At 64.8% G+C, this 19,605-nt stretch carries 23 protein-coding genes and 1 tRNA gene; 12 read left to right on the top strand and 12 right to left on the bottom strand.

What is annotated here, in order from left to right; translation table 11 throughout:
* Positions 1 to 157: 157 nt before the first annotated feature.
* Entirely contained in the window at positions 158 to 952 is a 795-nt protein-coding gene (locus tag P1X14_RS00120; RefSeq protein WP_277313262.1) for an alpha/beta fold hydrolase, read from the top strand.
* A gap of 88 nt (positions 953 to 1,040) precedes the next feature.
* Here P1X14_RS00120 and P1X14_RS00115 read toward each other — a convergent pair whose 3' ends face one another.
* A complete protein-coding gene (locus P1X14_RS00115) occupies positions 1,041 to 1,355 on the bottom strand; it encodes a hypothetical protein (protein ID WP_277313261.1) in 315 nt (104 codons plus the stop codon).
* Between the two features lie 268 nt (positions 1,356 to 1,623).
* Here P1X14_RS00115 and P1X14_RS00110 point away from each other — a divergent pair, with 268 nt between their 5' ends.
* The 4 genes from P1X14_RS00110 to P1X14_RS00095 are packed head-to-tail and all read left to right on the top strand — an operon-like array spanning position 1,624 to position 4,503.
* Positions 1,624 to 2,127 carry a DUF3489 domain-containing protein gene (locus tag P1X14_RS00110; RefSeq protein WP_277313260.1) on the top strand — a complete coding sequence of 168 codons (504 nt, stop codon included), beginning with the start codon at positions 1,624 to 1,626 and terminating at the stop codon, positions 2,125 to 2,127.
* On the top strand, positions 2,127 to 2,570 hold the full coding sequence (locus P1X14_RS00105) for a DUF2924 domain-containing protein (RefSeq protein ID WP_277313259.1): 444 nt from the start codon (positions 2,127 to 2,129) through the stop codon (positions 2,568 to 2,570). Before P1X14_RS00110 ends, P1X14_RS00105 begins: the two co-directional genes overlap by 1 nt.
* Positions 2,563 to 4,224 (top strand): recombinase family protein, encoded by a 1,662-nt coding sequence (locus P1X14_RS00100; RefSeq protein WP_277313258.1) that lies wholly within the window; start codon positions 2,563 to 2,565, stop codon positions 4,222 to 4,224. The genes P1X14_RS00105 and P1X14_RS00100 overlap by 8 nt, the downstream gene beginning before the upstream one ends.
* An 18-nt stretch (positions 4,225 to 4,242) precedes the next feature.
* Entirely contained in the window at positions 4,243 to 4,503 is a 261-nt protein-coding gene (locus P1X14_RS00095; RefSeq protein ID WP_277313257.1) for a hypothetical protein, read from the top strand.
* Positions 4,504 to 5,909: 1,406 nt separating this feature from the next.
* On the opposite strand, the gene P1X14_RS00090 is transcribed toward P1X14_RS00095, so the two are convergent.
* Together P1X14_RS00090 and P1X14_RS00085 are read right to left on the bottom strand one after the other, a co-directional pair.
* Positions 5,910 to 6,590 carry a glycine zipper 2TM domain-containing protein gene (locus tag P1X14_RS00090; RefSeq protein WP_346770432.1) on the bottom strand — a complete coding sequence of 227 codons (681 nt, stop codon included), beginning with the start codon at positions 6,588 to 6,590 and terminating at the stop codon, positions 5,910 to 5,912.
* Between the two features lie 194 nt (positions 6,591 to 6,784).
* Complete coding sequence (locus tag P1X14_RS00085; protein ID WP_277313256.1) at positions 6,785 to 7,810, bottom strand: histidine kinase dimerization/phosphoacceptor domain -containing protein; 1,026 nt, start codon at positions 7,808 to 7,810, stop codon at positions 6,785 to 6,787.
* A 110-nt stretch (positions 7,811 to 7,920) separates the two neighbouring features.
* On the opposite strand from P1X14_RS00085, the gene P1X14_RS00080 reads away from it, so the two are divergent.
* A complete protein-coding gene (locus P1X14_RS00080; RefSeq protein ID WP_157073716.1) occupies positions 7,921 to 8,094 on the top strand; it encodes a hypothetical protein in 174 nt (57 codons plus the stop codon).
* A gap of 68 nt (positions 8,095 to 8,162) precedes the next feature.
* Here the strand turns inward: P1X14_RS00080 and P1X14_RS00075 are convergent, their stop codons facing one another.
* From P1X14_RS00075 to P1X14_RS00065, 3 genes are all read right to left on the bottom strand, one after another.
* Positions 8,163 to 9,401, bottom strand: coding sequence for a cation:proton antiporter (locus tag P1X14_RS00075; protein ID WP_346770435.1), 1,239 nt, complete (start codon positions 9,399 to 9,401; stop codon positions 8,163 to 8,165).
* Between the two features lie 47 nt (positions 9,402 to 9,448).
* Positions 9,449 to 10,570, bottom strand: a complete 1,122-nt coding sequence (locus P1X14_RS00070; protein WP_066798514.1) for a PHB depolymerase family esterase — start codon at positions 10,568 to 10,570, stop codon at positions 9,449 to 9,451.
* A 153-nt stretch (positions 10,571 to 10,723) separates the two neighbouring features.
* Complete coding sequence (locus P1X14_RS00065; RefSeq protein WP_166745666.1) at positions 10,724 to 10,891, bottom strand: hypothetical protein; 168 nt, start codon at positions 10,889 to 10,891, stop codon at positions 10,724 to 10,726.
* A 703-nt stretch (positions 10,892 to 11,594) separates the two neighbouring features.
* Here P1X14_RS00065 and P1X14_RS00060 point away from each other — a divergent pair.
* From P1X14_RS00060 to P1X14_RS00045, 4 genes are read left to right on the top strand one after another with little or no spacing between them, the layout of a single operon-like run.
* Positions 11,595 to 11,723: a hypothetical protein gene (locus P1X14_RS00060; protein WP_276469517.1), complete on the top strand. Its 129-nt coding sequence runs from the start codon at positions 11,595 to 11,597 to the stop codon at positions 11,721 to 11,723.
* Positions 11,724 to 11,753: 30 nt separating this feature from the next.
* A complete protein-coding gene (locus tag P1X14_RS00055; RefSeq protein WP_277313254.1) occupies positions 11,754 to 12,020 on the top strand; it encodes a hypothetical protein in 267 nt (88 codons plus the stop codon).
* Between the two features lie 44 nt (positions 12,021 to 12,064).
* On the top strand, positions 12,065 to 12,985 hold the full coding sequence (locus tag P1X14_RS00050) for a transglutaminase family protein (protein WP_277313253.1): 921 nt from the start codon (positions 12,065 to 12,067) through the stop codon (positions 12,983 to 12,985).
* Entirely contained in the window at positions 12,982 to 13,137 is a 156-nt protein-coding gene (locus P1X14_RS00045) for a hypothetical protein (protein WP_166745665.1), read from the top strand. Before P1X14_RS00050 ends, P1X14_RS00045 begins: the two co-directional genes overlap by 4 nt.
* A 217-nt stretch (positions 13,138 to 13,354) precedes the next feature.
* On the opposite strand, the gene P1X14_RS00040 is transcribed toward P1X14_RS00045, so the two are convergent.
* On the bottom strand, positions 13,355 to 13,609 hold the full coding sequence (locus P1X14_RS00040) for a hypothetical protein (RefSeq protein WP_277313252.1): 255 nt from the start codon (positions 13,607 to 13,609) through the stop codon (positions 13,355 to 13,357).
* Between the two features lie 324 nt (positions 13,610 to 13,933).
* Here P1X14_RS00040 and P1X14_RS00035 point away from each other — a divergent pair, with 324 nt between their 5' ends.
* Entirely contained in the window at positions 13,934 to 14,566 is a 633-nt protein-coding gene (locus P1X14_RS00035) for a tyrosine-type recombinase/integrase (protein WP_277313434.1), read from the top strand.
* A gap of 502 nt (positions 14,567 to 15,068) precedes the next feature.
* On the opposite strand, the gene P1X14_RS00030 is transcribed toward P1X14_RS00035, so the two are convergent.
* The 5 genes from P1X14_RS00030 to infA form a co-directional block, all read right to left on the bottom strand.
* Positions 15,069 to 15,144, bottom strand: a tRNA-Phe gene (locus P1X14_RS00030).
* Between the two features lie 52 nt (positions 15,145 to 15,196).
* Positions 15,197 to 15,379, bottom strand: a complete 183-nt coding sequence (gene yacG, locus P1X14_RS00025; protein ID WP_277313251.1) for a DNA gyrase inhibitor YacG — start codon at positions 15,377 to 15,379, stop codon at positions 15,197 to 15,199.
* A 4-nt stretch (positions 15,380 to 15,383) separates the two neighbouring features.
* Positions 15,384 to 16,313 (bottom strand): ribonuclease, encoded by a 930-nt coding sequence (locus P1X14_RS00020; RefSeq protein WP_277313250.1) that lies wholly within the window; start codon positions 16,311 to 16,313, stop codon positions 15,384 to 15,386.
* A complete protein-coding gene (locus P1X14_RS00015; RefSeq protein ID WP_277313249.1) occupies positions 16,306 to 16,875 on the bottom strand; it encodes a nucleoside triphosphate pyrophosphatase in 570 nt (189 codons plus the stop codon). Before P1X14_RS00015 ends, P1X14_RS00020 begins: the two co-directional genes overlap by 8 nt.
* 35 nt (positions 16,876 to 16,910) lie before the next feature.
* The gene (gene infA / locus P1X14_RS00010) at positions 16,911 to 17,129 is read right to left on the bottom strand and encodes a translation initiation factor IF-1 (protein ID WP_003049127.1); all 219 of its coding nucleotides are present in this window, start codon (positions 17,127 to 17,129) and stop codon (positions 16,911 to 16,913) included.
* A 145-nt stretch (positions 17,130 to 17,274) separates the two neighbouring features.
* Here infA and P1X14_RS00005 point away from each other — a divergent pair.
* Positions 17,275 to 19,605: VIT domain-containing protein (locus tag P1X14_RS00005; RefSeq protein WP_277313248.1), on the top strand; the 2,331-nt coding region annotated here is incomplete at its 3' end.

Raw genomic sequence — 19,605 nt, 5'->3', positions numbered from 1 at the left:
AGTGGGGATGGCCAGCGCAATTTCATCCCCTTGCCCCAAGGTTTCGTTTCCGCTCCAGCGGCTAAATGCCAAAAAAGTCGGCGGAGTAAGGAAGCCACCCGAACCGGCCCCGAAAGCCGATCTGGATCGTTCAGCACCGACCACTCGGAGCATTTGAATGAACGAGGTCCAACGCGGCGCCGGCCGCAAGCTGCTCCTTATCCACGGTCTCGGCGGAAGCTGGCGATCGTGGAGCACGATCATAGGTGCGCTCAGCGCTGAACGGACGGTGATCGCCATCGACCTTCCCGGTCACGGCGCTACCCCGGCCGAACAGGATAGCGGGACCTTCGATGGCCTCGTCGGCAGCGTCGACCGCTACATCGCCGACAACGGCTTGGACGGAATTGACGTTGTCGGAAGCTCAATGGGTGCCCGGATCGTGCTGGAACTTGCACGGCGTGGCCGTGTCGGCAACGTCGTAGCACTTGATCCGGGCGGCTTTTGGCGCGGTTGGGAACGCACATTCTTTAAGAGCACCATCGGCGTTTCGGGGCGGTTGCTTCGGGCAATCCGACCGTTCCTGCCGTCGTTGAGCAAGAACGCCGCATCGCGCACTGCATTGCTGGTGCAGCTATCTGCGCGCCCCTGGGCACTTGATCCAAAGGTCGTTGAGACGGATCTGGTAAGCCTGAGTAAGACCCCGACGTTCGATGCTTTGGTCCATGACCTTGCGAACGGGCCTGAGCAAACGGGTCCGGCTGCCGATCCCACGCGTCGCATTGTGATAGGTTGGGGCCGCCATGACCGGCTATGCCTACCGAGGCAGGCAGCGCGGGCAAAACTCGCTTTTCCCTCCGCCGACCTGCACTGGTTCGAAGCCTGCGGACATTTTCCAATGTGGGATCAGCCAGACGAAGCGATTGCGGTTATACTGGCCGCAACCAGCGGCGATTCAACAGCGGGACGCTAAGGTACGGATATCATCGGGCCCCGGTATTCGGCGGTTGCTTCGCGCTGCACATCCCAGCAGCGCGTTGCGCACGCGCACGTAGCTGCCGTCAGGTAAGGTCCGCGAACCAGCCAGCGTAGGGCGTGTTCCGCGCCATATACTGGTTATAGTCCGGCGCGCCATCATTCCACCAAACCGGACCACGTTCGCCGAGCGCCACCTTGGCGGCATCGACCGCCGCTCTCGCTGCCTTCTCGGCACGTTCGTCACTGCGCCGTTTCGCCGCGCCGACCGCACGGCGCGCATCCATCAGCGCATTGACCAGTGCCTGCCGTTGAACGTTGCCCAATGCAGGATTGGACGTCCGCCACAGCCTGCCGCGTACGACGAAGTAGCGGCCATCGGGTGTGACGGGATGGGTCATTCTGTAGGCTGCCCTTCGGTCTGGAAATTCATCGACAGCTGAGTCGAGAATCGAGACGCATCCTCCATCGGGTGAAGCTACCGTCTTCAGCCAAACATGACACCCGTTATGGCCTGCGGATCGATGACCGAGAATGAACTCGACTTCGTTGCCGAACGGAGCATTGGTGTTTGTGTGAGTCGCGGTCCCGGACCGCCGCCCGGAAGGTGAACTGACCGGGCTGTGGGTGGTGGAGCAGCACGAGCTGCTCGCTCGAAGGAAAACCACCATGACCAAGCTTAGCGATACCCAGATTATCCTGCTTTCGGGCGCCTCTCGTCGCGAGGACGGCAGCCTTTACCCCTATTCCTCCTCCCTGACGTCGCCGGCGACGGCGATCGCCAAATCCATAGCCTCGTTGCTAAAGCAAGGCCTGGCCGAAGAGCGCGAGACGATTGCCGCCAGCGCGTGGCGCACCGACGGCGATCTTCGCTATGGCGCCTTCATCACGCCCGCTGGCTTGTCGGCCATCGGCATTGGTGAGCCGGGGCCTGCACCGGAACCGGCGTCGTTGCCGCCGGCTCTATCAGCTCAGCGCCAAACCAAGGCGGCGCTGGTCCTTGAATTACTCCAACGCGATCAAGGCTCGACCCTCGACGAACTGATCGAGGCGACCGGTTGGCTGCCGCACACCACGCGCGCTGCGCTGACCGGCCTGCGCAAGAAGGGCCATGCCATCGCCAAGACCAAGCGTCGCGACGTTACCTGCTACCGGATCGAGGCTCAGGCATAATGCCGGCGAGCCTCAATGATCGTCTCGCAACGCTTACAACCATGCGCGCGGCAGAGCTTCGCGCCGAATGGGAGCGTGTCTATCGCGCTCCCGCACCGCCCCTAACCGCGGACCTGCTCCGGCGTGGCATTGCGTGGCGGTTGCAGGAACGGGTTCATGGCGGTCTGCCCACCGCCATTGCCCGCGAGCTTCAGCGGCTGAAACGCCAGTATGAGCGCAGCGGCACGATCAGCGTCAACGTCAATGACGGGCGCATCAAACCCGGTACGCGGCTGGTCCGGGAATGGGGCGGGGCGAGCCATCATGTCCTGGTGCTGGAGAGCGGGTATCAATATCGTGATCGGCGCTATTCCTCGCTGTCGCAGATCGCGCGAGACATCACCGGCGCACATTGGTCGGGTCCGCGCTTCTTCGGCCTGAAGCGAGGATCGGCGGATGCGTGATCCGCGTGATGTCACCGGCCGCACATTCCGCTGCGCAATCTATACCCGCAAATCGACCGAGGAGGGGTTGGAGCAGGACTTCAACAGCCTCGACGCCCAGCGCGAGGCATGCGCTGCCTATATTCTAAGCCAGCGGCACGAGGGTTGGGTGCAGGCGCCCGGCATCTACGAGGACGGCGGCTTTTCCGGCGGCAATATGGAGCGGCCGGGGCTAAAACGCCTGCTTGCTGAGGTCGAAGCCGGCAAGGTCGATGTCATCGTCGTCTATAAGGTCGACCGCCTGACCCGCAGCCTCGCCGATTTCGCCAAGATCGTGGAGGTCCTCGATGCGAAACAGGCCAGCTTCGTGTCGGTCACGCAGGCGTTCAACACCACCACGAGCATGGGGCGGCTGACGCTCAACGTGCTCCTTTCCTTCGCCCAGTTCGAACGGGAGGTGACCAGTGAGCGCATCCGCGACAAGATCGCCGCGTCCAAGGCCAAGGGCATGTGGATGGGCGGCAACCCGCCGCTCGGCTACGACATCGTCGATCGCCGGCTGGTCGTGAACGAAGTCGAGGCCGAGACGGTCCGTCTTATCTTCCGGCGCTATGTCGAGCTGGCTTCCGGGACCGCGCTTCTCATCGAACTCGATGCCCATGGCGTGACCAGCAAGCGCTGGACCGGCAGCAACGGCATCATGCGTGGTGGAAAACCCATCGGGCGCGGCGCGCTATACCAGATGTTGCAGAACCGGATCTATGTCGGCGAAATCGCGCACAAGGGCCGTGTCTATCCCGGGCAGCATGATGGCATCGTCGACGCCGATATCTTTGCAGCCGCGGTGGATCAGCTGGCAAAGGGTAAGGTTGAACGCGTGCTGGGACATGGTGCCCCCGACCCCAGCTTGCTCGCTGGGCTGCTTTGGGATGGGCATGGGCGCCGGATGTCTCCCAGCAACACCAATAGGGGCGGGCGGCGGTATCGCTATTATGCGTCGCAGGTCAGGGACGCCGAACCGAAGTGGCGCGTCAGCGCGGCGGACATCGAAAAGCGCATCCTGGCATCCGTCGCCAATGAACTGACCGCCGCAGAACGCGCCGTTCTAGAATCTGGCGCACCGGCTGCGGTCGATATCGAGCGAATGCAGGCGGTGGTTCGTGCCGCCGCCGATCGGCTCGCCAACGGGACTCCCCGCGACCAGCGGCAGCTGATCGTCGACTGTGTTGAGCGGATTGAACTCGCCACCGACGCCATGACTGTACGCTGCAAATTCGGGTCGGTCGATGACCTGCTCGGTGATGCTCCAGTCGATATCATCCTCCCAATCGCTTGCGTGCGATCGGGCAAGCAGCTCCGGCTGGTGATCCCGACGGTGGAAACTGGAACGGCGACCCGGAAAAATCCGGCGCTGATAAAGCTTGTCGCTCAAGCCATGGCTGCGCGTGAAGTGCTGGCGACCAGTGGCGCGGCAGAGTTTGAGGAACTGGCTGCCGAGATCGGCTACGGTCGCGAGCATGCCGCCGATCTGCTCAGGATCGGATATCTCGCGCCCGATATTGTTTCGGCGATCGTCGAAGGCCGTCAGCCCGAAGGCCTGACCCGGACCCAGTTGATGCGATGGGCGAGCTTACCACTGGAATGGGCGGGACAGCGAGTTGAGATGGGGTTCTGACACCGTGCGCTTGCCGGCATGCTCAGAATTCCGCTCCAGTTACAAAGCTGCGTCTCGACTTCTCACGGCATGTCGCGCTTCGTGACAGCCATGGAAGACCGAGATGACCTCGTCGATCGCCTGCTCACCTTGGCGGGCACAATTATGGAAGATGTTGCGCCGACGGCATTAACCTCAAGATTGTGTGACAGCGCAGCTCACCGTGCTGCCGTGATCCGGGACGCTGGCGACGCCATATACAAATTGGCGCTTGCCGCGGAAGTCGCTCTGAAGGCGTAGCGCGATACGCAACTATGGTTGCTTCCGTTCGGGGATTTGCGGGCCTTCCTCAGGACGTACGGCCGCACCGGTCCACCGACCATCTTCCGTCGTGGCAGTTCCGGTTACATTGCGGGAGTCCTTCGGTTCGAGCTCACCGCCATGGCCGGATTCGGGCCCATCACCACTCCAGCGACCGTCCGGCGTATGTGCAGTACCAGTCACGTTGCGAGAGTCCTTGGGCTACAATTCACTACCGCCGGCCATATTGAGTCTCCTTGATGTAAGCGCCTTGAGGCGCCTTCATCGTAACCCTCGCCTGTGGAGACGTGTTCCTACTTGCACACGGCGTGTCCGCATTGCGCCCCATTGCGGTCGTTCCGACCAGGCCAGTTCATTCCTGAAAGCAGTCGTTCGATCGTGCTCGACTGCTCGGGTCATGGAACCCTGCACTGGAGCTTTCCGCATCCGCTCGATCACGGTCGCTCACTGCCCAGTCGGCGCGAGGGGAAACGCTAGATGAACGGCCTCGCGAGCCCTTCCCTTTATTAGCGCTTTCTGCCGGTCCTGTGGTCAACGCGGAAATGGAAGCCACAACCTCTTCGGGAACGGCATAATGCACGAAGTGCCCCTGATGCGGCACTATGCGCAGCTCGGCACCGCAACTCACGGGCAAGCCGTTCAGCGTGCTTCGGCGCATGCGTGACGAGGTCGCCCTCTCCCGCCATGACGATCACCGGCAAGGCCAGATCGCCATCGCGGCGAACCAGTGCGATCGCTCCAGGCACCATCATTGCGCCTTCGGCGGCCGCAGCGCGCTTCTTTGCCGGGCGCAGAGCCAAGCCCCCGGAAAATCGATCATCTTGTCGGACACCGACGCGCGAGCGAATCTGAACTTCAGCGCCGCCGGTCCGGTCGCGATTCCCAGAAGCGGGGATATCGTCATCGCCACCAGGTCGCCGGGGACCGGAAGGACGGAGAGCGAGGCAAGGAGCGGATCCTGCTCGACTGGACGACCGCGCGAATTCGCTTCGCTCCCGCGTTCGCCGCCTGGTACGCGAGGCACCGACGCTGGCGCGGGGCGGCTATCGCGACCTGCTCCAGCGACGAGCGTAAGCGTCGGATGCTCGGATCGGGGGTGTCAGAAACTGAGGCTGGATCGGCGGCGACCGATCGTGCCCGGTTGCCGGTCATGACGTTCGCTCCCGTCGCTTTCGCGCGGCCCGGCGCACGAGCGCATTATTCGCAAGCGTCCAAACGCATACGCCGACGAGTAATGCGATAGCGCTTGTAAGAATGTAGGTGATGAAGAGGTGCAGCTCGATATATAATTCCCACGTCCCCGCTCGCGGCGCACGGGGGCGATTAGAGATGGACTAGAACGCAATCTCCAGAGCGGCGGTTTCCCGCCGCTCTCGCTGCTTGCTCTATCGGCAGCGGACATTACCGCGTTCGATCGCCCGACCTGCAACGCCGCCGGCGGCGACACCAACAAGGGTTGCGAGGACCTGGCTGTCGCCGCGCGCGATGGTGTTGCCGAGTAGCCCGCCGGCGGCCGCGCCGATGATCAGCCCAGTGGTCCCGTCCGGACGGCGGCAATAATAACGCCCGTTCTGGCCGCGGTAGACGCGGTCGTCGGCGGTTAGCGTGCGGGCCCGATAGTAGCTGCCGCTGCGATAATAGCGCCCGGCATCATAGCCATCCCTGCCGGGCTCACGACGATCCCAATCATAGTTGCCGTATCCGCGCCAGCCGCGATTCGCCTGCCGCGCGTGGCGATCGGCTTGCGCCAGATTGCGCGCATACTCGCGCCGAGCCTGTCGAACCTCACGCGGGTTGTCCGCATCGCGCATATCCTCGCGATACTGCCGGTCGGCCGCGCGGACGTCCTGGCGTTGTTCGCTGCGAGCCTCATCGGACTGCGCCAACGAGGGCACAGCCGGCGCCGCGACCGCCAATATGGCGGCCGTCCAAAACACATTTCTCATGATTGTTCTCCTGACCTCATATAAGGTCGTGGATAGAACGAACGTCGGTAAGTTATGTTGCGGAAAACAAACTAGGTCGAAAATATAAATGTTTTCGGCTATTAAAAGTCTTAGTTTCATCAGTCGTGAAACCATTTAATATAAGACTCTCTTATATTTATCTCAATTGAACATATAGAATTCTCAACGTGCCAATATTATCCTGACGAGGTCGGGTGCTAAAGGGCCTCACATGGGCGGGCCGCAATGCCCCACCGGTCAAGAAGGTCGCTGCAATTGGGATGCCGACGCGATGGCGCGGTTCGGCTCCCGCTTCAGGCGTCCGACAATTCCGTATGGCTGACCGAGACCGTCGTGCCGGGATATCCGCCCTCCGTCTCGACCGTGGCATCAAGCTGGTTGGCGAGCGCCTCGACGATGCTGGTGCCGAGGCCTGGCCTGGCCGCCGCCAACGCTTCCGGCGTGCCAACGCCATCGTCGCTGACCGACAGGGTCCAGTCCGGCCCATGCGCATGATAATCGACGAGGATCTTGCCGCTGCGTTCGCCTGGGAAGGCATGCTTGAGCGCGTTGATCACCAGTTCGGTGACGATCAGTCCGAGGCTGACCGAAACGTCCGCGTTCACGCTGCTGCGATCGGCAGTGACCGCGATCGCGATCTGATCATGATCATGGATCATCGATGCACCGAGGCTCTCGCAGAGTTGTGAGAAATATCCGCGAAGCTCCACATCGCCCAGTCTCGACGCGGCGAGTTGCTGCTGGAGGGTGGCAATCGACATGACCCGATGGTGGGCATCGTGGAGGTGGCTGCGCACCTCCTCGGACTGCACCCGTCGCGCACTCTGCATGAGCACGCTGGCGATGATCTGCAGGCTGTTGGCGACGCGATGTTGGAGTTCCTGAAGCAGGATCGCCTTCTCGCGCAGCAGATCGTCCTTGAGCTTGGCACTGAGCCGCGCCTCGGTGACGTCGCAGATCGTCAGGAGTAGGCGGACCTGCTGGGCAGCGCCATAGTCGAGCTTCCGGGCGTTGAGGACGAGCCGGCGCGGCGCGGCATCGCCTTTGAGATCCATCTCATAGGCGTCGATCCTGGCGAGATCCGCAAGGGCGACGCCGAGCAGCGAGCGGAGCTGCGGTACGTCCCACTCGCCTGCGCCGAGGTCGAACAGGGGGCGTCCGGCCACGTCTTGCGGCTCGAGCGCGAAGGCGCGGTAGAAGGTGTCGCTGGCGGCGATGACGGCGAGGTTGCCGTCGAGCAAAAGCGCAGGCGCGTCGGAGGAGGCTAGGATCGCCAACGCCAGATTGTGCGCGACGTCGGGATGAGCTGTCGGGTTCATGGAATTCCCCCTTCCGGGGAAAACCGGCAAGCTCTCGGGAATGAAAGCTATTCCGGATAGTCGCGAGCCGTTCATATCTCGGCCATATCGACTCACGGCTACACCATAGCATGGTCGGCGCTCCGCCCGGCATGAATTCGGCAACGGCCCAGACCGCCGAGGCGCGGGCGCCGATCAGCACCGCTCAGGAGCCGTTCAACGTCGATGCGAGCTGGTTCGACGAGGTCGCCGTTTCTCCCATGCCGATCATCAGGCCACGGATGATTTTGCGATCCGGCCTTTAACTCCGTCGTGAGACAGTCCGGAGGGAATCACCGTGGCCGGTTGGCCCAGCCGGAGGAGACCACTCGAGTTATCGCGGGATCTCGCCGCGGCGTCGCTGCCAGCGATCAAGCAGCCGCAGCGCCGGTGTCACGGTGATGCCGTGCAACAGGATCGAGGCGAGCACGACGCCACCCACCATCGCCCAGAGCCGCTGAGGCTCCGCAAAGGAGGCGTGATTGAGCGCGAAGGCGAGATAGTAAATCGAGCCCATCCCGCGGATGCCGAAGAAGGAAATCACCAGCTGCTCGCGCCAGGGCAGCTTCGATCCGACCAGGCTGAGCAGGCCCGCGGCGGGGCGCGCCACCAGCAGGACGCCGGCGACGAACACGAGCATCCACGCGTCGAACGCAGCGAGCAGGCCCCCGAAGACCACAATGCCGCCGAACAGGATCAACAGCAGCATCATCAGCAGCCGCTCCGCCTCTTCGGCGAACCCATGCAGCCGGTCGTGATAGTCATGATCGCGACTGGCGTTGCGGAGCGCCAGCGCCGACACGAAGACCGCCAGGAAGCCGAACCCGCCCAATATCTCGACCACGCCATAGGCAAGCAGCGTCACCGCCAGCGCCACGAAGCCGTCGCCGGTGCGAGACAGGCTCGCCCGCGTCGGCAGGTGGAAAGTCAAGTAGCCGAGCCCGCGTCCGATGGCGTAGCCCCCGACCGCCCCGAGGAGTGTCTTCCACAGAAGGTCGTGCCCGAACCACGCGAGCAGATCGCCGCGCCCGAACGATGCAGCACTGAGAGCGATCGCAAGATGGACGAAGGGGAATGCGAAGCCGTCGTTGAGACCGGCTTCCGACGTCAGGGCGAACCGCGCTTCGTCCTCTTTCCCTTCGCCGGGACCGCCCACCTGGACGTCGCTCGCAAGCACCGGGTCGGTCGGCGCGAGCACCGCCGCGATCAGCAATGCCGCCGCCAGGCCAAGTCCCAGCAGCCCCAAGGCCAGCCCCGCGACGATCACCATGGTGACTGGCATCGCGATCCCCAGCAAGCGCCAGGTCAGCATCCAGCTACGCAGCCCAATCATCCGGTCGATCTTCAGACCTGCGCCCATCAGCGAGATGATCACGACGAGTTCGCTCAGTCGCTCAACCAGGATCGGGAATTGCAGCGGGTGAACCGCGAAGGGTCGAAGTGGGGGCAGCGCGAACAGCGTAGCACCCGCGCCCACGCACAGGATCGGCAGCGACAGCGGTGCCCTGCGCAGCAGCATCGGCAACCACGCCGTCAACAGCACCAGCACGCCGCCCCCTGCGAGCAGCAGCACGTACAAGTGGTGCGAAAGCTCCAACGAATTTCCTTCCGCCGCGGCGCTCAGCGCATCAGGCCCGCGGCGCGCAATGCATCTTCGATTATGCGTTCAACGTGGCGGGAGGCCCTCTGGGGCCGAGACTGCGCTTCGCGATGATTGGCGGGCACGGCCATGCCCGGGCTTGGCGGCAGCGCCGGCTCCGGTCGCCTTTCCGCTTGCGCCGTGACCAGACCCCAGAAACTTGCGGTGCGCCGGGTCGAGGAAATTCCGGCCTCGAGCATGTACGGCCCAGGGACCCCGCAGGCATTGGCGCCCGAGGTGCTGAGCGGAGTGCCGTGGCCGAGGCCGCCGATGCAATATTCCTCGATCACGTCGCGCCCATGGGCATCGCGCCAGACATTGCGAAGATGGCCGTCGACGTGCTCGACGGCGGTCCGCTCGCACGCGATGCCGTGAATGGCTCGCCATTGCTCGACGATCAGCGCCGAATTCGCATGGCTCACGCTCGCGTCGCTGTCGCCATGCCACACCGAGATTCTCGGCCATGGGCCCTTGTGTGGTGATGCACCGGTTACAAGCCCGCCAAGCGCTGCCGCCGGAGGCCCGCCATGCGCTCGCATGCGATCGAAGGCCTCGGGAATCGACGCGGCCGTGCCATAGGGAAGGCCAGCGATGATCGCGCCACCGGCAAACACGTCGGGATAGGTGGCGAGCATGACCGACGTCATCGCGCCGCCCGCCGAAAGTCCGGTGACGAAAATGCGGGCGGGATCGATTGCGTGCTCCGCGACCATCGCCGCGACCATTTGACGGATCGACAGCGCCTCACCGCAATCGCGCTGCGTGTCGCCCGTATTGAACCAGTTGAAGCAGAGATTGGGATTATTGCTGCGCTGTTGCTCCGGGTAGAGCAGGGCGAACCCCTGTTCGTCGGCGAGCTGGGACCAGCCCGATCCGTGGTCGTAGCCGGCGGCGTTCTGGGTGCAGCCGTGGAGCACGACCACGAGGGCCGCGGACGAACCTAGCGACTGAGGAACATAGAAGCGACCTCGAAGCGCGCCCGGATTGGAGCCGAACGCGGGGAGGTCGGAGAGCCGATCTGCGCCGGCGCACCCAGTCGCACCGGGTGCGATCTTGCTTCGCAATGCGGAAAGGCGGTTCAGGGTATCGTTCAGATTTCGCACGCGGCGGTCTCCTGGCCACGGCGGAAGCCCTGACGTGCGTACAATCCTGGAGTGAATTGCTGCACTGCACAATGTCGTGGCCAGGCGTGCTGCCGACAAGGCGGCAAGCGAACTATTTCTCGATCAACGCCGACGCGCCGCGATTGTAAACCGCTAGCTGCGGCCTTCGATGCGTAGACGAAGGCGCAGGACCATCGCACGGGTGTCCTCGACGGTGCGCCCGAGCGCCTCGGCTATGCCCTCGATTTCCACGCCGCCAGCGACACCACTCCGCAGATCGTTGATGTCCGTTTGTGTCCAGCGCTGGTGCTTGTCGGTCACAGGGGTTTTTCCGCGGAGGCGGCGTCAGGCGACGCTCTGGTAGCAAGCTCCCATTTGCATCGATCACCCAGCCCTGACGACGTCCGCATTTCGGCGAGCCCGGCAACCACCTTGATCGAGCAAGGGAGCGCCGGCCTGTATACGAACCGCCAGCACCAGCGGCATTCGGCCGACCCTTGATTGGATGGTGGCGTGGTCCAAGGCAACGGCAGTTCCTCGCCGGCCTGTGCGTCGCGGTCGTCGAGGAACATCGGCTTGTCACCTTGGTCGCCGTGCAGCCCGGTTCAAAGGCCGACGCACTCAGCTTCAGGATCGCCCCGACAATGTTGTGTCCGGTCGATTGAGTCACAAGGACACGGCTCAAACTATTCGCAGATTCGACAAAGGGGGATGGCGCCGCAGTGTGTCCGTCCCCATATTACAGTTATCGCAGGCCGTCTTCTCGAGCTTGGCCGCGACTGAGAGTGCTTCATGCTCCCGCTCTGACGCGGAGCCTTCTCATGCCCTCCATCCCCGACGCCCGTTTCGCCCGGCCCGCACCACGCATCAGCCATGTTCGCAGCCCGAGCATCGACGCGAAGGCTGCCGCGCACGCGCAGGTTCGCAGCGGTCGCCAAATAGCTGCAGTTCGTCCGATTCTGTCGCTGTTCGGCCGCTGAGCGTCATCCCCGGCCCGCCGGGCCCGCATCAAGGAGATCACGACATGGCCAAGGGCCAACAACGCGGCAACCGCGAGGCGCGGAAGCCGAAGAAGCCGGAGCCGCCGAAGCAGAACGCTTCCAATCCCTCGCTTAAGGGCACGCCCCAGGCTCAGCCGCTCAAGAAGGGCTGACCTCTTCCCCCAAACCGAAAGGCCCGTTCCATGCAGCCGTCCTCGATCCTTTGCCGCGCCCAGGAAGCGCATCACCATGCGCTTGCCCGCGCCGCCACGCTCGACAATGTCCGGCTGGTCGCGAACGCTGCCGCTGCCGCCTGGGCGAAGGAAGGCATTGCAGCCGACCTGCGCGAAGATCGGAAGCTGCGCACCCGCGCATTCGCGGAGGCGCAGGTTGCGCGGAGCGAACCGCCCGCGGCCGGCCTTCGCGAGCTGAGCGAAAATCCCGACAGGGGACACGCCGACCGCGGGTGATGCCACGCTCGGGACTTCGAGTCCTTAATTCAGGAGGTGACGGAATGAGGCTGCAAATCCTGCACGTCACCACCTATGCCTACCGGGCTCCCGTCGCGCTTCTCGCGCATCGGATGATGCTGAGCCCGCGCGGCTCGCATGCACTCCGTCCGATCTCCGCCGACCTCAGCTGCGAGCCCCCGGCGGAGTTCGAGTGGACGCAGGATGTCTTCGGCAACCTTATCGCCACGGCATCCTTCCCAGACCCCACGGCGCGGCTGGTGATCACCAACCGGGTGACAGTCGAACAGACCGCTGCCGCATGGCCCATCCTCAAGATTGCGCCGCATGCGCACTACTATCCGTTCGACTATTCGCACGAGGAACGCACCGATCTGGGTGCATTGCTGGTTCCCGAACATCCCGACCCGGAGGACCGGCTTGCCGACTGGGCGCGCGCTGTGGTGCTTGGCGGCGATACCGACACGCTGTCACTGCTGCAGGACGTGAACGCGGCCGCCCGGATCGGCATGACCTATGTCACGCGCGACGAAGTCGGGACGCAGCCTCCGCACCTGACACTCGATCTCGCTTCGGGCTCGTGCCGCGATCTCGCCACGCTGTTCATCGAGGCGGTCCGGCACCTCGGCTTCGCCGCGCGCGCAGTGTCGGGCTATCTCTTCGATCCGCCGATTTCGGGCGATCCCGCCGATCGAGACAACCAGCATGGCGCGACGCACGCGTGGGCCGAGGTCTATTTGCCGTGCGCGGGGTGGATTGCGTTCGATCCCACCAACGGGCGCATGGGCGAGGCGCATCTGGTGCCCGTCGCCGTCGGCCGCAGCATCGGTCAGCTGAGCCCGGTGGACGGCCGGTACATTGGCGCGGCTGATGCCTTTCTCGGCATGACGGTCGAGGTCACCGTCTCCGCGGCCAGGCAGAACCTCGAATTCGACGCAAAGGATGCAGCATGGAACTTCGATTGATCATCGCCTACAGCATGATGCTGGTCTTGACGCTGCTGTTGGCAAGCTTCGTGGCGTATCGAACCTATCACGCGCGCGATCGCTCATACCGTCGTCGAGTGCGCAAGGAAAATCGCATCTACGAGGATCGTCGGGCGCCGCCGGGCCTGTGAGCTTGTGGGCGGCAGCCCGTATCCGTCTATCCAGGCTCGCCAGAAGCTGCGTTCCCGTCGCGCTTGGCCTGGGCGAGCGCGTCGCTAAGCCTAGTATAGCGATATTCCCGATAGTGGAACATGTCTGCGGGCACCCGAGTGATCGCGTACCGCGCCATCTCGGCACCTGCGTCCTCTGGCGTGGACATCAGCCCCTCGCGAGCCTCTTCGCGCGGGCTCACGACACCGTCACCGCGTCTTGCGCACGCATCGCAGCGAGGCTTTCCGTCATCTGGCGCAACACGCGCGAACGGTGCTCGAAGGTGTTATGGTGCTCGCCGACCCTCCCGTTGACGAAATCGCTGGAAAATGCGGCGGTCATGTCCGAAAGCGCCGCCTCCAGCGCGTCCGCCTCAGATCCAGACCCACCCGACGCTATGACCGATGCGGGTTGCTCGCTATCAGCCGGCGCAATCATCTGGTGAATATTCATAACGTGTCTCCTCGGTCGAGCGGGAGCACGAAGCATCTCTCAGTCGCGGCGGCGCTCGTGGCAGGGGCCGCGATACCCATGATATGGGGTGGGTAGGGAGCGGTTGATAGAGACGTCACAGAATCTTGTGCGAATTGACCGCGTCTGACTCATCGATGAGCGCCAGGCCCCCTTCTCAGCCGCGCAGGCGCTTCGGGGAGGACAACTTCGCTGGGCGTCAATCAATTGCAAAGCGCGGAGAGAGACGCTGACTCCCCGCCCGTCCGCTCTTACTGCAACAAAAGCTGTTCAACCCACGGCCAATCAAGGCCGTGGAGAATGACCATGGGTTACTCACGTTTTGATCCCGGCGTTCAATCGCGACCTGCATGGAACGCAGGTAAGGCGGTGGGGACGAAGCGCCCGTTGACGCAGAAGCAAATATGGGCCGTCCGCTTCTTCCTGGACCGCGAGGGGCGCCTTCGCGACAGAGCGCTCTTCGACTTGGCGATCGACAGCAAATTGCGTGGCTGCGATCTGGTCAAGATCAAGATCGATGACTTGGTGTCCGGAGCCGAAATAAGAACCAGGGCGATCGTAATTCAGCAGAAGACGGGCCGACCTGTTCAATTCGAACTCACTGCTGATGTCCGCGCGAGCCTCCATGCATGGCTCGGATGCCGGGGCGGCACCAAGAGCGACTACGTTTTTCCAAGCCGCGTTGATCGCGCGGGGCATCTCAGCACGAGGCAGTACGCCCGGTTGGTAGATGAATGGGTCGATGCGATTGGCCTTCGACGAGCCGAGTACGGTACACACTCTCTTCGCCGGACCAAGGCGTCCATGATATACAAGGCGACCGGGAACCTCCGTGCGATCCAGATCCTGCTGGGACACACCAAAATCGAGAACACGGTTCGATATCTCGGCGTTGACATCGAGGATGCCTTGCTCCTCGCCGAGCGAACGGAAATCTGATCTCCGAGCGGCCCATCGGGACTGTAGATGGGCCGCTCTCATGGTCGGCAAACGCCACTTTTCGGGGGCCAGCCGGCGGTTCGCGATGGGTAAATCTGCCGATCGACAGCTCTCCTCACGCGCCGTGCTGCAACTGACGTGTTTGGCCAAGCACGTCTGCTCTCGCCGTTCGCACGCCGAAAGCGGACCGACGGCTGTCGGCCCAATGCCTGCCATTCCGACAAAGGCGGAAGTCCAGTTCCGGTTTTAGGAAGCCTACTTCCGATTTTTCGGTCGTGTCCCTCCCGCTGCCGTCTGCACGCTCCAGACCAAGGGGCCGAAGGAAGTCGGGGCCACTTTTCCTGCGGCGGGAGATAGGGCCGTTTCAGCCGGAGAAAAATCGTGCAGAATTGGTCTCTGATTGGCGTAGCCAAGATCGGTGCCGGAATAAGTGCCTAACAAAACGGTGCTATTCCCGCGCCATTCTCGGGCACCCGGTGCTTCTCTGTCGCTATCGGAAAAGTGGTGCCCGGGGACGGAATCGAACCGCCGACACTGCGATTTTCAATCGCATGCTCTACCAACTGAGCTACCCGGGCGCGTCCGGCGGGGCCGGAGCTTTCTCTCCGGCGAACGCCGGAAGGCGCGCTCTTAGTCGGCGTCGTTCGCGGTGTCCAGTCCAGTTTGCGCTTCTTCGTCAGCGGGTCCGGCCGGAATGCGATAGCCTTCGCCCAGCCATTGCAGCAGGTCGCGATCCTTGCAGCCGCGGCTGCAAAAGGGTGTGAACGCCGCATCGACGGGTTTCCGGCAGATCGGGCAGGTATCGCGCTTCAATTCGTCACTCCTTGGCCGCGACCAGCGCGACGCTTCCGCCCATGCGGCGCGCCAGCTCGGCGCTCCAGTCGGGATGGGCGGCGATGCGGCGGGCGATGCGGGCACTCACCATATGGGAAGCCGGGTAGGGCGGCGAAAGGCGTTCGAGACGGCGCAGCTCGGCGCGGGCTTCGGCACCGGCGGGATCGGCCAGCAGCAGTTCGGGCAGCGAGGCGCGGGTGCGGCGTCGGACGATCTGGAGGAAGCCGAAGCCGTTGACCGCGGTGCGCTCGAACGGCCGGGGCAGGTGCGCGTCGATCATCTCGCCCAGTGCGAGCCGCTCCGCCTTGTTGGCCAGCGTCGGGAAATCCACGCCGACCGAACCGGTGACCTCGTGGCGCTCCATCGCCAGCGCGGTGGCGCGCGCGGCGGCAAGGGAGAGCGGGGAGAGCGGGCCGGTGCCGTCCACGTCGAACAGGGTCATGGCCGGGGTCACCGCCATGCGCAGCGCGCCGCCGGGGAAGGCGATCTCGCCGGTGGTCGCCTCCTCGAGGATCTCGGACCAGCCCGCGGCTTCGAGCGCATCGGCTTCGTGCGGGCGGGGCTGGCGGACGGGGATGCCGGTGGCGGCGATGCGGGCTAGCAGATCGGGGCCGGGGGCGGGCGGCTTGTCGGTGACGATGGCCTTGGGCAGCTTGGCGCGGCCGGGTTCGGGAATGGCTTCGCGGGCGATCTCGACGATGAGCTTGGCGCCCTGGGTGACGCCGGGCGGGGCGCGATCGAGCAACAGGTCGCCCTCGGCGGTTTCGACGCGATTCTCGGCGCGCAGACGGCCTTCGATGACGGCGCCCGCGCGCAGGCCGGGAAGCTCGATGCGGGCCTTCAGGATCGCGCCGTTCTCGACCAGCGCTGCGCGGGCTTCGCCGATGCCCGCTTCGTAGAGCCACTCAGGCAATGAGCAGGCCCGCGCCGATCAGCAGCGCGCGAGTCTCGTACACCGGCAGGCCGACCACGCCCGAATGGCTGCCCGCCAGATAGCGCACGAACCCCTCGGCGCGGCCCTGAATGGCATAGCCGCCTGCCTTGCCCATGCCTTCGCCGCACGCGACATAGGCGTCGATCTCGGCTTCGCTCAGCCGCTTGAAGGTGAGTATCGTGTCGGAAAGCTTGGTGCGTGCCTTGCCGTCCAGCCCGATCAGGCAGACCGCGGACAGGCAGTGATGGCGGCGGCCGGAGAGCAAGGCGAGCATGCGGCGCAGATCGGCTTCGTCCTCGGGCTTGCCCAGGATGCGGCGGCCGACGGCGATGGTGGTGTCGCCCGCGAGGATGATCTCGTCCGCGGCGCGGGGGACGGCATGCGCCTTCCCCTCGGCGATGCGCTGGACATAGGCGCGGGGCAGCTCGGCCTTGAACGGATCCTCGTCGATGTCCGGGGCGGCCACGCGCGCAGGTTCGACGCCGATCCGCTTGAGCAGATCGAGACGGCGCGGCGAAGTGGAGGCGAGGACGAGCCGCACAGGCGAGCCGGACGAGTCCGCTTGCGCGGACGGCATCACTTGAAGCGGTAGGTGATACGGCCCTTGGTCAGGTCGTACGGCGTCAGTTCGACGAGCACTTCGTCGCCGACCAGCACGCGGATGCGGTTCTTGCGCATCTTGCCGGCGGTGTGGCCGAGGATCTCGTGATCATTCTCAAGCCGGACACGGAACATCGCGTTGGGGAGAAGCTCCACAACCTGTCCGCGCATTTCAAGGAGTTCTTCTTTGGCCAAACATGCCTCTGTACGTGCGAGAAAAGTCGCGGTGCCTTACTCCTGCGCGAACAAAAAGGGAAGCGGGGGATCGCGGCCTTGGTTTTGGCGCAATGCAGGTGTCATCTGAAAGACATAGCGTGAGTTGTTGCAGGGGAGAGGCACGATGATCCGACGCTGGCTGGCCGCATTGGCGCTGATGGTGCTTCCTCTGGCTGCGCAGGCGCAGACGGCGAACCCGAGCCTGACCGCTCATGCCGGCGGCGTGCGCAGCGACGAGGCGGTGCGCAAGATCACCCTGCAGCGGCTCGATACCGTCGTGAATGTGCGCGGCGCGGTGGCGGAGACCAGCGTGACCGCGGTGTTCGCCAATCCCGGCAACGATATCCTTGAGGGCGATTTCCGTTTCATGCTGCCCGAAGGGGCGGTGGTGACCGGCTATGCGCTCGATGTGAACGGCCGGATGATCGAGGGCGTGCTGGTCGATCAGCCCAAGGCGAAGGCCGTCTATGAGGAGCGGGTGCGCCAGCGCGTCGATCCCGGGCTGGCCGAAGTCACCAATGACGGCGCGTTCAAGACGCGGGTCTTCCCGATCCCGCCGCGCGGCACGCGGACGATCCGGCTGCGCTTCGTGGCGCCGCTCTATGCCTCGGCGCAATCGGACGAAGTCTGGTTGCTGCCGTTGAGCGTGCAGCCCGGCGATGGCTGGTCGATCACGGTGCGATCGAGCGATGCGGTGGCGCCCGGCGTGACCTGGCCCGGGCGTGCGCCGGGGCCGATGACGCGCGATGGCGCGGGCTGGATCGCGAAGGGCGAGGGCAAAGGCGAGTTGAGCGGGCCGCTGGCGATCAGCCGGGCAGGACTGCCCGCGGCGCTGCTGAGCCGCAACACGCTGGGCGAGCGGTTCGTGCAGCTTTCTGGTGCCAGCGGGCCGGCGGGCGTCGGGACGGCGGGCAAGCTGCGCATCTATTGGGATCGTTCGCGCTCGCGGCTGCAGGGGCGGCATGACGACGAACTGGCGCTGCTGCGGCGGACGCTGAACGCGTTGCAGCCGCGCAGCATCGAGATCGTGCTGTTCAATTCGAGCGGGGCCGAGCGCAAGACGGTGGCGAGCGTGGACGCGGCGATCGCGGCGCTGAAGGCGGTCCGCTATGGCGGGGCGAGCAGCTTCGCCGCGCTGGGGAACGAGACGGCGCCTGCGGACCGGTGCCTGCTATTTTCCAACGGGCGGCCTTCGATCGACCGGGCGGCTACGCTTTCGGCGCGGTGCCGGCTGGATGCGGTGACGACCGAGCCCGATGCCGACATGGCGTGGCTGCGGCATGTGGCGGCGAGCCATGGCGGGCGGGCCTTCGCGCTGGGTGCCGACGGATCGGCGATCGAAAAGGCGCTGGCGGCTGCGGACGCTGGGGTGACAGGCGTGTTCGATGCGAGCGGCAGGCGGCTGGACTTCGTACCGGTGGAGAGCCGCGCGGGACGCTGGATGGTGATCGCGCGAGCGCCCGCGAGCGGCGGCGTCACGGCGCGTGTCGGATCGGCCGAGACGCGGATCGCAATGCCGGAGGACCCGGCTTCGTTCGGGGGCGAGGGTCAGTTGCTGGCGGTGGATACGCTGGCGACATTGGGCGCGAGCGAGCAGCGCGAGGCCTATGTCGCGCTCAGCCGCCGCTATTCGGTGGCATCGCCCAGCCTGTCGTTCCTCGTGCTGGAAACCCCGGCCGATTATGTGAACGCCGATATCGCGCCGCCCGAGGGCTATCCCAAGGAATTGCTCGCCCAGTATCGCGAAATCCGCAGGGCCACCGATGACGGTGAGGCGAAGGCGCGGTCCGCGCGGCTGAACCAGGTCGCGGGCATGTGGGCGGAGCAGGTCGCATGGTGGAAGCGGCGCTTCCCGGCTTCGGCGCCGCGCCCGCCCAAGCAGGAGGGGAGGGCCGTGCCGGTGTCCGCGCCGATGCCGGCACCGACGGCAACGCCCATGGCCGAGCCGGTTCCGGCACCGCCGCCGCCGACAATGCGTGCGAACGGTGAGTCGGGCGGCGATGTGGTGGTGACCGGCGCGCGCCGTGCGCCGGTGACGATGGAGTCCTCGATGGCGGTCACGACGATCGTCGCCGAGGATATCGGCAGCCTGCCCGATTCGAACGCGCCGAAGATCGCGATCGACGCGTGGCAGCCCGACCGGCCCTATCTCAAGGCATTCGATGCCGCGCCGAACGCGTTCGCGATGCGGTTTGTGGCCGAGGAAGCGACGCATGGCGGCGTGCCGGCCTTCTATCTCGACACCGCCGAATGGCTGCGCAAGCGCGGCCGCACGACCGAAGCGGTGGAGATGGTGACGGCGGCGCTCGACCTGCCCTCGGCCAACAGCGCGACCTATGGAATCGTGGCGGCGCGGCTGGAACGCTATGGCGCGATCGACCGGGCAATCGAGTTGCGCGAGCGCGTCGCGGCGCTGGAGCCGGACCGGCCCCAGCCGAAGCGGCTGCTGGCGCTG

Origin of the sequence: Sphingomonas sp. AOB5 (assembly GCF_029433115.1) — a bacterium.
Taxonomy (GTDB): Bacteria; Pseudomonadota; Alphaproteobacteria; order Sphingomonadales; family Sphingomonadaceae; genus Sphingomonas.
The sequence above is the reverse complement of the archived record's forward strand: the minus strand, read 5'-3'. Positions and strand labels throughout refer to the sequence as shown.

Coding starts and splice junctions, on each gene's coding strand:
- P1X14_RS00120 (WP_277313262.1), top strand. CDS start 158: ATGAACGAGGTCCAACGCGGCGCCGGCCGCAAGCTGCTCCTTATCCAC.
- P1X14_RS00115 (WP_277313261.1), bottom strand. CDS start 1,355: ATGACCCATCCCGTCACACCCGATGGCCGCTACTTCGTCGTACGCGGC.
- P1X14_RS00110 (WP_277313260.1), top strand. CDS start 1,624: ATGACCAAGCTTAGCGATACCCAGATTATCCTGCTTTCGGGCGCCTCT.
- P1X14_RS00105 (WP_277313259.1), top strand. CDS start 2,127: ATGCCGGCGAGCCTCAATGATCGTCTCGCAACGCTTACAACCATGCGC.
- P1X14_RS00100 (WP_277313258.1), top strand. CDS start 2,563: ATGCGTGATCCGCGTGATGTCACCGGCCGCACATTCCGCTGCGCAATC.
- P1X14_RS00095 (WP_277313257.1), top strand. CDS start 4,243: ATGCTCAGAATTCCGCTCCAGTTACAAAGCTGCGTCTCGACTTCTCAC.
- P1X14_RS00090 (WP_346770432.1), bottom strand. CDS start 6,590: ATGAAACTAAGACTTTTAATAGCCGAAAACATTTATATTTTCGACCTA.
- P1X14_RS00085 (WP_277313256.1), bottom strand. CDS start 7,810: ATGAACCCGACAGCTCATCCCGACGTCGCGCACAATCTGGCGTTGGCG.
- P1X14_RS00080 (WP_157073716.1), top strand. CDS start 7,921: ATGGTCGGCGCTCCGCCCGGCATGAATTCGGCAACGGCCCAGACCGCC.
- P1X14_RS00060 (WP_276469517.1), top strand. CDS start 11,595: ATGGCCAAGGGCCAACAACGCGGCAACCGCGAGGCGCGGAAGCCGAAG.
- P1X14_RS00055 (WP_277313254.1), top strand. CDS start 11,754: ATGCAGCCGTCCTCGATCCTTTGCCGCGCCCAGGAAGCGCATCACCAT.
- P1X14_RS00050 (WP_277313253.1), top strand. CDS start 12,065: ATGAGGCTGCAAATCCTGCACGTCACCACCTATGCCTACCGGGCTCCC.
- P1X14_RS00040 (WP_277313252.1), bottom strand. CDS start 13,609: ATGAATATTCACCAGATGATTGCGCCGGCTGATAGCGAGCAACCCGCA.
- P1X14_RS00035 (WP_277313434.1), top strand. CDS start 13,934: ATGGGTTACTCACGTTTTGATCCCGGCGTTCAATCGCGACCTGCATGG.